The 14,946-nt window shown below is 45.8% G+C and carries 8 protein-coding genes; 6 read left to right on the plus strand and 2 right to left on the minus strand.

From position 1 onward, the window contains the following. Complete coding sequence (locus QGP82_RS01815; protein ID WP_499056822.1) at positions 1–6,045, plus strand: thioester reductase domain-containing protein; 6,045 nt, start codon at positions 1–3, stop codon at positions 6,043–6,045. A 9-nt stretch (positions 6,046–6,054) separates the two neighbouring features. Here the strand turns inward: QGP82_RS01815 and QGP82_RS01820 are convergent, their stop codons facing one another. Both QGP82_RS01820 and QGP82_RS01825 read right to left on the minus strand, forming a co-directional pair. Beyond that, positions 6,055–6,468: a rhodanese-like domain-containing protein gene (locus QGP82_RS01820; protein WP_163665572.1), complete on the minus strand. Its 414-nt coding sequence runs from the start codon at positions 6,466–6,468 to the stop codon at positions 6,055–6,057. 220 nt (positions 6,469–6,688) lie between these two features. Next, the gene (locus QGP82_RS01825) at positions 6,689–8,800 is read right to left on the minus strand and encodes an ABC1 kinase family protein (protein ID WP_499056824.1); all 2,112 of its coding nucleotides are present in this window, start codon (positions 8,798–8,800) and stop codon (positions 6,689–6,691) included. Between the two features lie 519 nt (positions 8,801–9,319). Here QGP82_RS01825 and QGP82_RS01830 point away from each other — a divergent pair. The 5 genes from QGP82_RS01830 to QGP82_RS01850 all read left to right on the plus strand — a co-directional run bounded on the left by QGP82_RS01830 (position 9,320) and on the right by QGP82_RS01850 (position 14,919). Further along, positions 9,320–9,568, plus strand: a complete 249-nt coding sequence (locus QGP82_RS01830; RefSeq protein WP_163665568.1) for a DUF6200 domain-containing protein — start codon at positions 9,320–9,322, stop codon at positions 9,566–9,568. A gap of 153 nt (positions 9,569–9,721) precedes the next feature. Then, complete coding sequence (locus QGP82_RS01835; RefSeq protein WP_163665566.1) at positions 9,722–10,900, plus strand: HlyD family efflux transporter periplasmic adaptor subunit; 1,179 nt, start codon at positions 9,722–9,724, stop codon at positions 10,898–10,900. Further along, positions 10,897–12,060, plus strand: a complete 1,164-nt coding sequence (devC, locus tag QGP82_RS01840; protein ID WP_163665563.1) for an ABC transporter permease DevC — start codon at positions 10,897–10,899, stop codon at positions 12,058–12,060. The genes QGP82_RS01835 and devC overlap by 4 nt, the downstream gene beginning before the upstream one ends. A 41-nt stretch (positions 12,061–12,101) precedes the next feature. Beyond that, positions 12,102–14,057, plus strand: coding sequence for an ATP-binding cassette domain-containing protein (locus QGP82_RS01845; RefSeq protein ID WP_499056828.1), 1,956 nt, complete (start codon positions 12,102–12,104; stop codon positions 14,055–14,057). Between the two features lie 22 nt (positions 14,058–14,079). Then, positions 14,080–14,919, plus strand: coding sequence for an SDR family NAD(P)-dependent oxidoreductase (locus QGP82_RS01850; RefSeq protein ID WP_163665560.1), 840 nt, complete (start codon positions 14,080–14,082; stop codon positions 14,917–14,919). Positions 14,920–14,946 lie beyond the last annotated feature (27 nt).

The following is a 14,946-nucleotide window of genomic DNA, read 5'->3' on the forward strand; positions in this document are numbered from 1 at the left end:
GTGAGTAGTAACCATTCAACGCCTTCACCTCAACATCAGCCCGATGGTTTGTCCGCCACTAGCTTGTCCGCTACTAAGCGAGCCTTGATTGCCCTTAGGGAAATGCGGGCTGAACTGCAAGCGGTGAAGTCTGCCCAGACTGAGCCCATCGCCATTATCGGCATGGGCTGCCGTTTTCCCGGTGGTGTTAATTCTCCTGATGAATTCTGGCAATTGCTCCAGCAGGGACAAGACGCCGTTGGCCCAATTCCCTCAGATCGTTGGCCTGGGCAGGCAGCTACTTATGAAACCACGACATCATTAGCGGGACTGCTGGACCAGGTGGATAGCTTCGATGCCCAGTTTTTTGGGATTACGCCTCGGGAAGCTCGTAATTTGGATCCGCAGCAACGCCTGCTGCTAGAAGTCAGTTGGGAGGCGTTGGAACAGGCCCATCAGGTGCCACACCAGCTGCGCAACAGTGCCACAGGGGTGTTTGTCGGTATTAGCAGCCAGGACTATGCCAATCAGTTGTTGGCGGCAGACGAACCCATCGACACCTATTCTGGGACCGGTAATGCTTTCAGTACGGCGGCTGGTCGGCTTTCTTATCAGCTGGGCCTAACGGGGCCAAGTCTAGCCGTTGATACCGCCTGTTCCTCTTCCCTTGTTGCCGTTCATCTGGCCTGTCAGAGTTTACGGCAACGAGAATGTACCCTGGCGCTGGCCGGTGGGGTCAATCTCTTACTGGATAGCCACACCCATGAGGTGCTTTCCCAAACCGGTATGGTGTCTCCTGGTGGTCCTTGCCGCACATTTGATGCCGGTGCCAATGGCTATGCTCGCGGTGAAGGCTGCGGGGTGATTGTGCTCAAGCGGCTTTCGGATGCCCTGGCGGATGGAGACCCCATCCAGGCTATCCTGCGGGGCTCAACCACTAACCAGAACGGCCATCGGGGTGGGTTAACGGCTCCTAATGGCCCTGCCCAAGTTGAGGTGATCCGCCAAGCACTGGCGAACAGTGGTGTCAATCATTCACAAATTAGCTATGTGGAGGTGCAGGGGACAGGCACCCTTCTGGGAGACTCCATTGAAGTCAATGCCTTAGGGGAGATTTTCCCTCGGGATCGCACCACCGCTCAATTTCTGCATATCGGCTCTGTCAAAACCAACATTGGTCATCTAGAAGCTGCAGCTGGTATTGCCAGTGTGATCAAAGTGGTTCTGCAACTGCAGCATCGACAAATTGTCCCCCACCTCCATTGCCAGACACCGAACCCGCACATTGATTGGGATACGTTGCCGGTGACGGTGCCAGAAAGCCTGACACCCTGGGACGTTAAGGATGACCGACGTATGGCTGGGGTGAGTGCCTTTGGGTTTAGTGGGACAAATGCCCATGTGATTGTGGAGGAAGTCGGAAAACTAAAATCGGAAGTCGGAAGTCGGAAGTCGGAAAATCAGTCTAAAAATTTACTTACGTTGTCGGCTAAGAGTAAAAAAGGGTTAGAGACGCTAGTGAATCAGTATGGGCAACACTTAGAACGATATCCTGAGCAGGGATTGGCAGATATTTGTTGTGGTTCGCAGGTGGGGCGATCTCACTTTACCCATCGGTTAGCGATTCGAGTTACCGATCGGCAAGGGCTGATGACGGCACTGCAACAACTTGAAGCGGGTCAGACGTCAGCCCAGGTGCAGCAGTGGCAATTGCCTAAGACGAACCACAGGCCCAACATTACCTTTTTGTTTACGGGGGACGGTGCTCAATATTCAGGAATGGGGCAGCAGCTCTATGAAACCTACCCTGTTTTCCGGCAAGCCCTTGACCAATGTACCGAGGTTCTGCGTCCACATTACAATCTGCTGGAGATTCTCTATCCGGATCTGTTGTCCTCTGAGTCAGGGCAGGCACAAGGCCAGCCCCTACAGTCTCCCTCTCCTTCTCCCCCTCTCCCCCAAACCGCCCTATTCGCCTTTGAATATGCCCTCGCTCAGCTCTGGCAATCCTGGGGTATTCAGCCTAACCAGGTGATGGGCTATGGCTTAGGAGAATTTGTGGCGGCTTGTGTTGCGGGTGTTTTTAGCTTGGCGGATGGACTACAGTTGATTGCCCAGAGGGACCAATGGTGGGCAAACATCACAGATCGGGGACAGGCACTGACCGTGCTCGCACCTGTATCCCAATGTCAGACATTGCTGGCCTCCTATGGAGCATCCGTTGAGATAGTGGCGTATAACAGTCCGAATCATTTTGTACTGTCTGGTGCGACTGCAACAATGGCTGACGTTTGTGATGCCTTGGAGGATGAGGGCATCCTATACAAATGCTTGGAAACGGGTGCGCTTTCGCCCCATTGGGTTCAGTCTTCGCTATTAACGCCGTTGCTAGCGAAATTTAGGCAAGCTGCAGAGAACATTTCCTATGCCTGCCCGCAAATTCCCCTGGTTTCAACCATTAATGGCACTTTAGTAGGAGATGAGGTGGCTACCCCTGATTATTGGAGCGATCATTTTCTCCAACCCATTCAGTTTACGGCTGCCATTAGAACACTGTATGAACAAACCCAGGAGTCCAGCGATCTTCTGGGACCTGAGCAAGCGTTAGAAAAGGTGCCGTCTCAAAACGGGAAGACGCACTCTTTAACAGAGCCACTATTCCTGGAAATGGGGCCTAAGCCGCTATTGATTGGGATGGGACAACAATGCATATCTTCAGGGATATGGTTGCCCAGCTTGTATCCAAGCCAATCTGACAAGGACTCTATTTTACAGAATTTAGGTTCGCTCTACGTGCAAGGGGCAGCGGTGAACTGGCAACAGGTTAATGTCGGTGTTGATTACCAAAAAGTTGACTTACCCACCTATCCCTGGCAGCGTCAGCGCCATTGGTTCCAAGAGCCAAAAACGGACATACAAGATAAAAGTTTGTCTGATCGTAGGGGTGCATGGCCATGCGCCCCCTCAGTAGAGATGTCCCATGCGCGGAGAATTCCGGATACTAGCTATCTTCCGTTTCAAATTTTCTGTTTATCTGCAGCTACTGAAGCAGAGCTATTTACCCAGGCTGAAGCTACGGTCAAGCGCCTACAAACATCGTTAGATTTAGGAGCTAAACCAGATCTAACAGCGATTTGTTTTGAGGCAAATACTTATGATAGTGGAGCGCGATCGCGCCATCCCCATCGCCTAGCCGTCATCGTTCAGTCCGCAGAAGAACTGCATCAGACTATCCTCCAATTCCTCGCGGGGCAAGATGTTCCCAATGTGTTGTGGGGACAAATCAGTAGCCCCACAAGTGCGGACATCACCTTTCTATTTGGCGGCTTTCAATGGCCCTATCGCGGGGCAGGGTATGAACTGTATCAAACTCAACCTGTTTTTCGAGAAGCCATCCAACGCTGTGATGCCATTGTGCAATCTCTCTTGGGAGGATCGCTGCTGGATTACCTTTATTCTGCCAATAAATCTCCTAATGAAACTGCCCCAACAACTGATCAGGACATGGTTTATGCCATGCCTGTCATATTTACCTTGCAATATGCCCTGTATGAACTATGGAAATCTTGGGGAATAACACCATCATTGTTGCTGGGGGCCAGTTTTGGTGAATACACTGTGGCCCATGTGGCTGGGGTGATTGACCTAGACGATACATTACATCTGTTGGCATCCTTTGGGCAGGCATTAAAGGGAGTGGCTCCCACCCATCAAGCGGTGATCGTCAATGCTAATGAAGCTGTAGTAACAGAAGCAATTAAACCTGTTGCCCAGGAGGTGTCAATCATTGTTTACGCCGGGGCCTGTAACTTAATTTCAGGAGAACCTGCAGCGATGGAGGCCGTGATCCAACACCTGAGTGATCAACAGGTGGCCACCATTGATCTACAGCTGACCTATGGATTCCATACTCAACAGCTCCAGACACCGGAAGTACAAAATACGCCAACAATGGCAGATATTTCTCTGTCTCCTCCCCAGTTAAAGGTGGTGTCTTCTTTGACGGGAGAGCTAGTTGATCAGGTCCTGACCACCTCGAATTATTGGACTCGCATGGCCCTGGAACCAGCCCAATTTTCTAAAGCGATTCACACCTGTCTGCATAATGGCTGCGAGATTTTTCTCGGCGTCAGCGACGATGCCGCCAGTTTGAGCATGGGGCGGGCCAGTGTACCGCCTGGAACCGGGCTGTGGCTAGCAAGTTTACGGGAGAAATTATCGGATTGGAAACAACTGCTGCGCAGTCTGGGCGAACTCTATATCCGTGGAGTCCCCATTGATTGGGCAGGCTTTTATCAGGGCTACCCTCAGCGTCAAGTCATGACGGATCCATTGTCTGTCCCAGCTTTATCCCCTGTGATGCAAGCTCTACAAACGGGCCATCTGGACGCGCTAGTCCATCAATTGAGTACGGGGGGGATTTTTTCTCCGGCTGAACAACAGCTTTTACCGAAGCTATTACGGCAATTATCTCAACAATATCGACAGGAGCTATTCTCTAAGGATCAACCTGACCTCGTAGTAAGTGCAGAATTACCAAGAACGCACCGTTCCCAACAGAGTATTCTTGCTCAACTAGACACAGCATCTAGTGCCGAGCGTCAGCAGCTTTTGAGTAGCCATATTCAAACTGCGATCGCGCAAATCATGGAGCTACCCCCAGCCCAAGTTTCTCTGCTTGAACCTTTGGGTAATTTAGGCCTCGATTCCCTGATGGCCCTCGAACTCAAAGAAGCGCTCGAAAGTACCCTGAGGGTGGACATTCCCCTGGGGCAATTAGTTGAAGGGGTAACTATTGCTGGGTTAGCTCGATTTATTGATGACGCCCGTGATGGAACGACAGTAGAAGCAACCGATAGTGCAGAACCAGATTTAGAAGCAGAGGCCATTTTAGAGCCAGCTATCGATCCTACGAACCCGGCATTATTGTCCGTATCAGATCCGTTACATGCCGAACCAATTTTGCTGTCTGGAGCCACTGGTCTAGTGGGCGCTCACCTGTTAGCTGAACTACTGCAGCAAACAACCGTCGATATCTATTGTCTTATCCGGGCTCAAGATGCTGCGGCTGCCCAGCAAAAGCTAAAGCGCCAACTTGAAACCTTTGGTTTATGGCAGCCCTGGTTTAACCAGCGTATTGTGCCAGTGGTGGGGGATTTATCAGCACCTTGGCTGGGTCTGTCAGCCGAGGTGTTTCAACAACTAGCCGAGAACATCGGAGTGATTTACCACAGTGGAGCATGGGTTAATCATGTTTATCCCTATTCCACCTTGAAGGCGACTAATGTGTTGGGTACAGTAGAAATGCTGCGTCTGGCCTGTACCCATAGAGTTAAGCCCGTTCACTTTGTTTCCACGCTTTGGGTGTTTATGGCCTCGGCCTATACAGATGACCAGGAGCCCATTCGAGAAGAGGATCCGTTACTATCTCCCAAGGGACTGAAGCATGGCTACTTGCAAAGTAAGTGGGTGGCAGAAAAGTTAGTGGAAACAGCGCGAGATCGCGGTCTTCCCACATCTATCTATCGATTAGGTATTGTGACTGGGAACAGTCAAACCGGAGTAGGTAATAACGAAGACTTGTTTTCTCGCATGATTAAGGGGTGCGTTCAGCTAGGCCAGGTGCCTGCGCTCCCAGGGGTGTTCAGTAACTATGTACCCGTTGACTATGTAGCTCAAGCCATTGCCCAGCTTTCTCTTCAACCTATGGGGTCTACATTCCATCTGCTTCACCCCCAATCTATCCCCACGGAGAACCTGTTCCAATGGTTAAGTTCTTTTGGGTATACCCTTAAGAAAATTCCCCTAGATCAGTGGGTCGCCATATTAAAACTATGTCCTGAGAATTCTCTCTATCCTTACATGGTAGATTTTCGAGAAGATCTACTAAATCTTCAAAAAGCTGGGATAGATTTTAGCCGTATTAATACCCAAAATACTGCTATTGGGCTGGCTAACAGTGGTTTGAGCTATCCGCTCTTAGATGAAACATTACTCAAAACCTATGTAACCCATTGGCGTCAAAATGATTTTTTACCCAAGGCCGATTCAATTCCGGTGCCTTAGCTGGGGCAACTATGCCGCTGCAACGACAGCATTGATTGCATCAGCTTCCCCCTTTTCCACATCTAAGCCTAGACGGCACCATTCCATCATGCCCCCCTGGATGTTATAAACTTCCTTAAACCCGGCTTTAGCCAGTTGCTCTCCTACTAAATAGCTACGTTGGCCAGCCAGGCAGATAATGGCAACAGGGGTATCTCTCTTTTTAGTCAAATCTTGTAGCCACTGAGGCCAGCGATTTTTTCGACTTTCTTTAGACCGTAGACCCAAGAGAACGTCAGTCATCCCCACTAACCTGGCATTGGGAGCTCGAAACGTCTTGTACTCTATCTCCATGCGAACATCAATGAGAATAGGTCGGTTAGGTAAGTTTAGAAATTCCTTAGGAGAGATGTTAACGCAGCAGGGTTTGGATGTGGATTGCATGGGATAGTCTCCGGTTTAGTGATTAGGAGTCGCACAGCTCCTGTGCAACGTTGAATCTATTATCAGAAAACTCCCCGACAGAAAACATCCCGAAAAATTCAGGTTTATTCAGGTTTCAATTCAGGTTTATTCAGGTGTTTAAGTAAAGGAGGCCATAGGTGTGATCTGGATCTTATAAGGGAATGATGACGCTCACCATGTTCCCCTGTAAACCGACGAACTAACGACGAATGGATCGATCTCGAACCCGAAACCAAATACGACGAGTACTAATGATGGCTATTGCTACCATAAAGCCTTGGTACAGACGGTTGGATAAAACTTTTCTGATAAGCTCTCCCTGGAGGAGCATGTCTCCCTGGATGTTTTGGATGCCTGCAATTGCGATCGCAAACACCACCCCCACTATCAAAATAAATCCAACCGTCCACATGATATTAGAAACAGCATAAGACAGCTTATCCACCAAAGAGGTAAAGGTATATTTTGGGAAATCCAAAAACTGTTCCAATCGATTACGGGCTGTATCGGCTAACCTGAACCATTCTTCCAGTTGCGTATAGCTTTGCTCTTGATTGAATAGATTCCGTGACTGTTTGCGTATCCGTTTTCGCGACTGTTTACCCATGGATTTCAGATACTTAGTCAGCAACTTGATAGAATCAATCTTGCTATCCAGCCGCATTACGATAGTGTCATACAGTAACGTTGCCCTCACCAAATTCAACGTGTCGCGAGCTACTGGAATTTGATACTTTCCAGCCAGCTTCATCACCCCTAACCAGGCCGTCATCGATGTCCGTTCCCACCATTCTGCATGTTTAGACTCAAATGCAAAGACAACTTGCCAATAAATCAGCTCTAACTCACGCTCAAATGAATCGACATCAATGGGAGGTAAGGGTTCTAAGACACTGATGGCACTTTGCACCATGCCTCGAACATTTTTATTAATAAAACAGTAATTAAGTCGTTGGCTATGACGACGAGTTTTTTCACTCATGGTCCCACAGGCCCCAAAGTCAATAAACGTTAGTTTATTGCCAGGCCGAATCACAATATTGGCTGGATGGGGATCAGCATGAAAAATAATGTTTTCTAAATTACCCCAGCAATTTGCCCAAGCTAACCGTTTGGCCACAATTGTTGGGTTGATATCAATGCTTTCCAAATAGGCAAGGGCGTCTTTATCCTTCTGCTCAATGGCAGCTAGAACTTCCCAAAGCCAAACGCCAGATGCAAATTCTGTGACTAGAAGATCTTCACTCAGCAGTTCAAAATAGACCTTTGGTGCATTGATAAAGGAATTTTTCGATTCTTTCACCGTTTTACGAAAAACTTCCTGGTATCGGGCCTCATGGCGAAAATCTAATTCTCCCAGGATGACCTCCCGTAAATCGGCTCTTAAATAGGTGGTGGTGCCTGGGCGAACAATGGCTAACAGTTCCACTATCCCTAACAGCCAATTCAGGGCTTGCCAATCAGCCATCATAAGTTTGCCAATATTGGCGCGACGTACCTTGACTGCCACCTTATCGCCATTGTGTAAAACAGCTTGATAAACGCAGGCAATTGAGGCAGAGCCAATAGGTTCTGGGTCAAACTGAGTAAAGGTGTCTGCTAAAGGTTTTTGGGTAACCCGTTCAATCACCTGGATGGCATGCTTTGTTGTTTCGGGCGGTAGCTTATCTAAAAGTTTAGATAGCTCAAGGCAGTAAGGGTAGGGCAATAGGTCAACCCGCATCGCCATTTGTTGACCAAGTTTAATAAAAATCCCCCCCATGCTTTGTAATATGATCCGTACCCGCTGGGCGCGGCGCTCTACCGAATCTTTTCGTTGTAGCCAATCCCAAAATATGAGAGTCCAAAATTTAACGATGGCATATATCCACACCCCCAATCTCATCAGTACCTGCAGAAAACTCACCTGGATTTGCATGATGCTCATCATCGGTGGTGGGCTACCATAAATATCGGGATTTATACCTAACTGTTGGCGACGTTGCATAGAGCGAATAGGGGCCTCATCCTCAATCCCCTTCGAGGAACTATGGGATTCGGGTCTATTGTTTTCCCATGGTTCGAGGGAGTTAGTCTCTAAAACTTTTTGAGATCGCCTTTTCCGTTTGATCAAGCGAGATTTAGAGGGCTTAGCGGTTTGAGAAAGCCATGATTGAATGCCTCTGCTAACAGCCTTTTGGACGCGATAGGAAGATGATGATCGTTTGATATTGGGCAAGTTTGTGTAAGCTGTTGATGATGAACCATTGTCACCGTTAACGTTTATGGGTTTGATCACTTTAATTCGAGGTCGCTTACGATTCTTACCCATGATTCTTAAACTTTTTTAAAAACACAATGATGCATTTGAATTATTTTAAATTTATTTGAATTGATTTATTTTGAAGTGGTCGTTTACCTGCTCGAATTTAATCATTTAGTTATAAATGGCTGAATGATTAGAAATGTAAGGATCTATCTATATTCTCAAAAGAAAACGTTATTTTCATGTATAAGTCTTCTTTATATAAGAACGTTTGAATTTGTTAATGTAGGCAAGGAGATTTTATATTCCAATCATCTTAGAAAGCAAGACCGATTAAATTCCAGCTTTTGGATGTACAGGTGTTCTATAGAACACCTGTACAAAACACATTGTCAACTCTTTTGATCCCGAGCTTTATCGCTTGTCTCTATGCCCTCCTGGCTTTACCTCTCCATAGGAGATTATTTCATGTACCATAATTAATATTTAGTTTATTAGTTTCTCACTCTGAATTAGAGCAACTTGTTGCATGATGCTGATCATGCTTAGCCATTAACCGAACCAAAATCAGGATTTTTAGGAACCATGAAAAATATTCAAATGCCTGTTGTTGTTAATCTTGGTAAGACGAGCAAAAAGAATATCAAGAAGCTTGAAAAAGGTCGCGGGAAATTAATGGATGAAGTTCAGGAAGTTTTAGAACGTACCCAATACCAGTTGGGTGATGCAGCAGAGGATAAGATTCTTGTCCCTATTGTGGTGGTGTATAAGGAAAAGCCAAAGAAAATTAAAACAGCCCTAGATTGGTTCAATAAGCAAGCTGTTCTTAAGTAGAGGAACTGTATATTAAAGAGTAAAAAATATCTTGGCAAGCGTTTCTGTTTCACTCGGCCATTTCCCAGCTAAACTCGTCAGCCATAGCCCTTGGACTGATTCCATGTTGGTGAATAGTTATTTGCTCAGTAAATCAGTTCAATTCACTTGACAATGCAGCGAAGATATAAACTAGCCATTGCTTGTATTACACTGGCAATGATTGCATTGGCAGTGCATAGGCATCTATTTCCCAAGGCTTCTGAGCCAGTGCAATCATTGCCAGAAGTCCCTGAAATTAATGCCAATAAACCTGAAACGGTTGTTGCTTTAGGGCGTGTGATCCCCAAGAGCGGCGTCATCAGTTTATCTGGCCCGTCTCAGTTGTTTGGTGCACGAATTGCTGAAGTGAATGTTCAAGAAGGGGATGAGGTAACAGCAGGTCAAATAATTGCCTTGTTGGATACGTTTTATTCCCAGCAAGCAGAGTTAGCTATGGCCGAACAGAGAGTTTCAGTGGCCAAAGCTCGGCTGGATAAAGTCTTGGCTGGTGAAGCTAAACTTGGAGATATTGCTGCCCAGGAAGCAGAGATTGCTAATTTAGAAGCTCAATTGCGTGCGGAAGTGATTGAGAAAAAGGCTTTGATTGAGCGTATGCAGGCTGAATTGCAGAATGCGGAAAAGGCTTATCAACGTTTTCAAGTTCTTTACGAAGATGGTGCCATCAGTATTTCTGACTTAGATGACAAGCAAGAACAGTTTGAGGTTGCCCAGGCCCAGTTGAATGAGGTAAAAGCTCAATTAGAAAATATTCAGTCCAGTCGTACTCAGCAGATCCGCCGTGAAAGTGCCACTCTAGAAAGGTTAGAGGAGGTGCGTCCAGTGGATATAGCTGTTGTTCAAGCTGAACTTAAAGCCGCTACCGCCGCCGCTGTAACAGCTGCTTCCAACTTGGAACTAACCCGTATTCGAGCTCCAGTAGCTGGACGCATTCTAAAAATTCATACTTTGCCAGGTGAGCAAATGGGTCAGAATGGCATTGTGGATTTAGGACAAACCCAGGAGATGTATATCCTGGCTGAAGTATATGAGACCGATATTGCCAAAATTCAGGCAGGACAAGCTGCCATAGTCAAATTGAGTGCCTTATCTGATGAACTTCAGGGCACCGTGGAAAAGATCTCTCATCAAATAGGGCAAAAAGAAGTTTTTGATAATGATCCGGCCTTGGAAATTGATGCCAGGGTCTTTGAAGTGGAAATTCGTCTTAACCCATCTGATAGTGAGAAAGTGACCCAGTTCATTCATATGGAAGCCGACGTTACCATTCAAATCACTTCTTCGGTCCAATGAATTTCTTTACATCAGAAGCATGGCTCCAACTCACCCATAAGAAGTCTCGTCTGTTTGTGAGCTTGTTAAGTGTCATGCTCTCGGTCACGCTGATGTTTACCACCACGGCACTGCGTGATGGCATTTTTGAGGATGCAGTTACGATTCATAAATCTCTGAGAGCTGATTTATTTATACAACCGGGGCAATTGGAGTATTTTTGGGCGCTAAGCGCGCGGGGATTTCCTCGGCGGGTGATGGATCGAGTAGCCGCTATTGGTGGCGTCACGGAAACCAGCCCATTTTATATGAATTGGACCAACTTCAAAAACCCAGAAACATTAGCGCAAAAACAAATTACTATTTTTGCCTTTGATCCTGAGCGCCCTGTATTTAATCTGCCTGAAATTAATCAGCAGCTGGATGTCATAACGCGGTCTAACACATGGCTCTATGATCAGCTGGCTAAGCCTGGATATGGGCCTATCATTCAAGAAGTTCAGGAGAGAGGCTCGTTTACAACAGAAATAGCAGATAAAAAAATTACCATTGCAGGTCTTTTTACCTTAGGAGGAGGCATTTTATCCGCTAATGGCATCCTGATTACGAGTGATTTTAACTATTCAAATTTATTAGGTTTTTCCCTGGCTAAAGCAAGTTTAGGACTGGTTAATTTAGAAGAGGGAGTAGATCCTCAAGCCATTAAACAGGAGATAGTCAGTATTTTGCCAAAAGGAATAGAAGTATTGACAAAAGAAGAACTGATTGCCAATGAGAAAAAATATTGGACGACGGGTTCACCCATTGGGTTCATTTTTAATACATTGGCAGTCATTGGTTCGATATTTGGGGGAGTAATTGTCTATCAAATCCTATTTACCCAAATTTCAGATTATCTATCTGTCTATGCCACCTTTAAGGCAATTGGTTATACAAACCAATATTTGATCAATACAGTTCTCCAAGAAAGCATGTTAATGGCAGTTCTGGGGTATATTCCCGGATATATTTTTTGTCTCTATCTCTTTAATTTAGTTCAGAGCGCTACTCGGCTGCCTATGGATATGAGTTTTAGCAGAGCTGCTTTGGTCCTTGTGCTAACGTTTATTACCTGTGCGTTAGCAAGTATTGTAGCAATTGTAAAACTAAAGGATGCCGATCCTGCTGATCTCTTTAGGTAAGAGTCTAGTCTGAATAATTTTTTATTTCGTGTGCTGAGCCGATGACTAAGCAAACCATTATAGAGGTTAAAAACCTCAATCATTACTATGGTCGACGGACACTACGTCAGCAGGTTTTATATAACATTAACCTTTCCATTGAATCTGGAGAAATTGTTATTCTAACTGGGCCTTCAGGGTCTGGTAAAACCACGCTACTTACATTAATTGCCGGTTTACGATCAGTCCAAGAAGGCTGTTTAATGGTTCTCAATCGAGATATTTCTAAAGCGAGCGATCGCAAACGGCTAGAACTGCGCCATCAGCTAGGCTACATTTTTCAGCACCATAATTTAGTGCCCTTCTTTACCGCCAGACAAAATGTTGAGATGGCACTAAAGCTAAACCCTGGCCTATCAAGAAAACGATCCCAGAATCGGGCAGAAGCGATGCTAGAATCTGTAGGCTTAAAGCCCCAGATAACAAGCTATCCTCACCAAATGTCGGGAGGGCAAAAACAGCGTGTCGCCATTGCCCGTGCCCTAGTCAATCAACCCAAAATTCTACTAGCGGATGAACCTACTGCGTCCTTAGATAAAAGCAGTGGACGTGATGTCGTTGAGCTGATGCAGCAGCTCACCAAACAGCAAGGCTGCACCATTGTGTTAGTGACCCACGATAATCGAATTCTTGATATTGCTGATCGAATTATTAGTTTAGAAGATGGTCGTTTATCCCAGGCCAAGGGTGAATTATTGCTGAACATCAATAACTTGATGTCGGAAATTTTTCAAATGGAAACCAGTCAAATTAGAACATTGATTGATCCATTATCAATTGAGCAATTTTCCATATTCTTGAAGCAGCTTAATAAAGAATTCGAGCAGATTCTAAGTACGATGAACCTGCTCAAAAACCGTTCTGTCAATCAAAAACTAAACTTGATTATACAGGCGGTCTCTATTAAAATTTCTCAGCTGATAGCTGCCCAACAAGTAACTTTTTTCGTGGTAGATAGAGATCGGTATAAGCTTTGGTCGCAAAGCGCACGCAGTGCCTCTGGAGAACCGATTAATATTGAAATTCCCTTAAATGCTGGTATTGCCGGTCATGTTGCTACGACGGGAGAAAGTCTAAATATTCCTAACCCCTATAACGATTCTAGATTTAATCCTCAAGTTGATAGGGATACTGGGTTTAGGACAAGAAGTATCCTTTGTATGCCGATTTTTAACTCTAGTCGTGAAGTGTGTGCCGTTATCCAGGCCCTCAACAAAATTGGTGATGCAGCCTTTGACCAGGCAGATGAGACCAGGTTTTATGAGTTAACCCAATTTCTAGGAAATGTTCTGGAAACCAGTATTTTATATGCGCGAGAAACCAATGTTTCTCGGCATCAATCGTTGATTCAAAACGCCCATGAATTAAGGCGACAAGTAGACTCTCTATCCACAGATAAATTTATTGCTTTTCTAGATCAACTTAACCAGGAACTTCAATCTTTTTTAGACTCTGCTGTATCTCCTGACAAATCAGTGTTAAAGCAAAAGCTTCAAGTTCTGCTGCAGGTTATTTTCCTCAAGATTGGTCAAACCCTTCGAGTAGAGAGAGTTGCCGTTTTCTTAGTGGATCTCTCGAACCAGGTCTTGCGTACCAATACCGCCATAGATGAAGATAATAATCTTTTTGCAATTGAGATGCCGCTTGATACTGGGATCGCGGGATATGTTGCAATCACAGGAGAAGTCCTCAATATTCCATCCCCCTATGATGACCATCGCTTTAATCCACAAATTGATAAAGATGCTGGCTTTATTACTCGAAATATATTGGCCCTACCAGTTTTTGGTTTCCAAACAGGTGAAGTGATTGCCGTTATCGAGATCATCAACAAAATAGGTGACATGCCTTTTGATTCAGAGGATGAGGCAAGACTATTGGAGTTTATCCGTGAATTAGGTAATGTTTTCCAAATGAGTATCCAGTGTATGCGTCATGCCTATCAGTATTTGAGCTGATTTCTAAGGAGAGTTAGTAGCAGTGTCAATCAAGTCCAAAGTAGTGCTGATGGTTGGGGCCTCGTCAGGATTTGGAAAAGCAACCGCAGAGATGCTGTTAGAACTGGGTTGCATTGTCTATGCCACCTCTCGAAGTGTTGAGAAAATGCAAGATCTGCTTATACAGAAGGCACATCTCTTAGGGTTGGATGTGACAGATAATGCCTCGATCATAGCAAGTGTAGAACAGATACTTGCGGAGCAAGGGCGTATCGATGTTGTTTTTGTGAACGCTGGTTATGGGGCTTATGGAACAATAGAAAGTATCGCTATAGAAGAAATCCAAAACCAGTACGACGTTAATGTTTTTGGTGTGGCAAGGGTCCTCAAGGCTGTGCTCCCCGCTATGCGTCAGCAGAAAAGTGGTCGAATTATTTTCACCGCTTCCCTCGCCAGTCATCTCTCGATAGCGTGCACAGGCTGGTATGCGTCAACTAAACATGCCATAACTGGTATTGCCAGGGCATTACGCCAGGAGGTTAGAGATCTTGGGATTGAGGTGATTATTATTGAGCCTGGAATAGTTAAAACAGGGTTTGATCGTGTTGCGTTTGACTTACTGGATCACGTTGAGCATCCCGCTGATTATTTGCCTTTAGTTGATGACTTCAGGCATTCTATGGCCACGAGTTATGCCAAGGCTCCTGGAGTAGACAGTACGGTAAAAGCTATGGTGGCAGCAGCCATCGCCAAACGCCCCAAAACCGTTTACTGCACTACAGTCGATGCCAAGGTTTTGAAATTTTTGCAGGGCGTGTTAAGCGATCGCATCGTTGATTGGCTAATTCTCTTTTGGCTTAAGCAAGCTTCGCGCAAGCATTAGGGATATCTGGCTAATGAGTAAGCTAAA

The organism is Leptothoe sp. LEGE 181152 (assembly GCF_032906605.1).
Classification (GTDB): Bacteria; Cyanobacteriota; Cyanobacteriia; order Phormidesmidales; family Phormidesmidaceae; genus Leptothoe; species Leptothoe turfae.

Coding starts and splice junctions, on each gene's coding strand:
- QGP82_RS01820 (WP_163665572.1), bottom strand. CDS start 6,468: ATGCAATCCACATCCAAACCCTGCTGCGTTAACATCTCTCCTAAGGAA.
- QGP82_RS01825 (WP_499056824.1), bottom strand. CDS start 8,800: ATGGGTAAGAATCGTAAGCGACCTCGAATTAAAGTGATCAAACCCATA.
- QGP82_RS01830 (WP_163665568.1), top strand. CDS start 9,320: ATGAAAAATATTCAAATGCCTGTTGTTGTTAATCTTGGTAAGACGAGC.
- QGP82_RS01835 (WP_163665566.1), top strand. CDS start 9,722: ATGCAGCGAAGATATAAACTAGCCATTGCTTGTATTACACTGGCAATG.
- devC (WP_163665563.1), top strand. CDS start 10,897: ATGAATTTCTTTACATCAGAAGCATGGCTCCAACTCACCCATAAGAAG.
- QGP82_RS01845 (WP_499056828.1), top strand. CDS start 12,102: ATGACTAAGCAAACCATTATAGAGGTTAAAAACCTCAATCATTACTAT.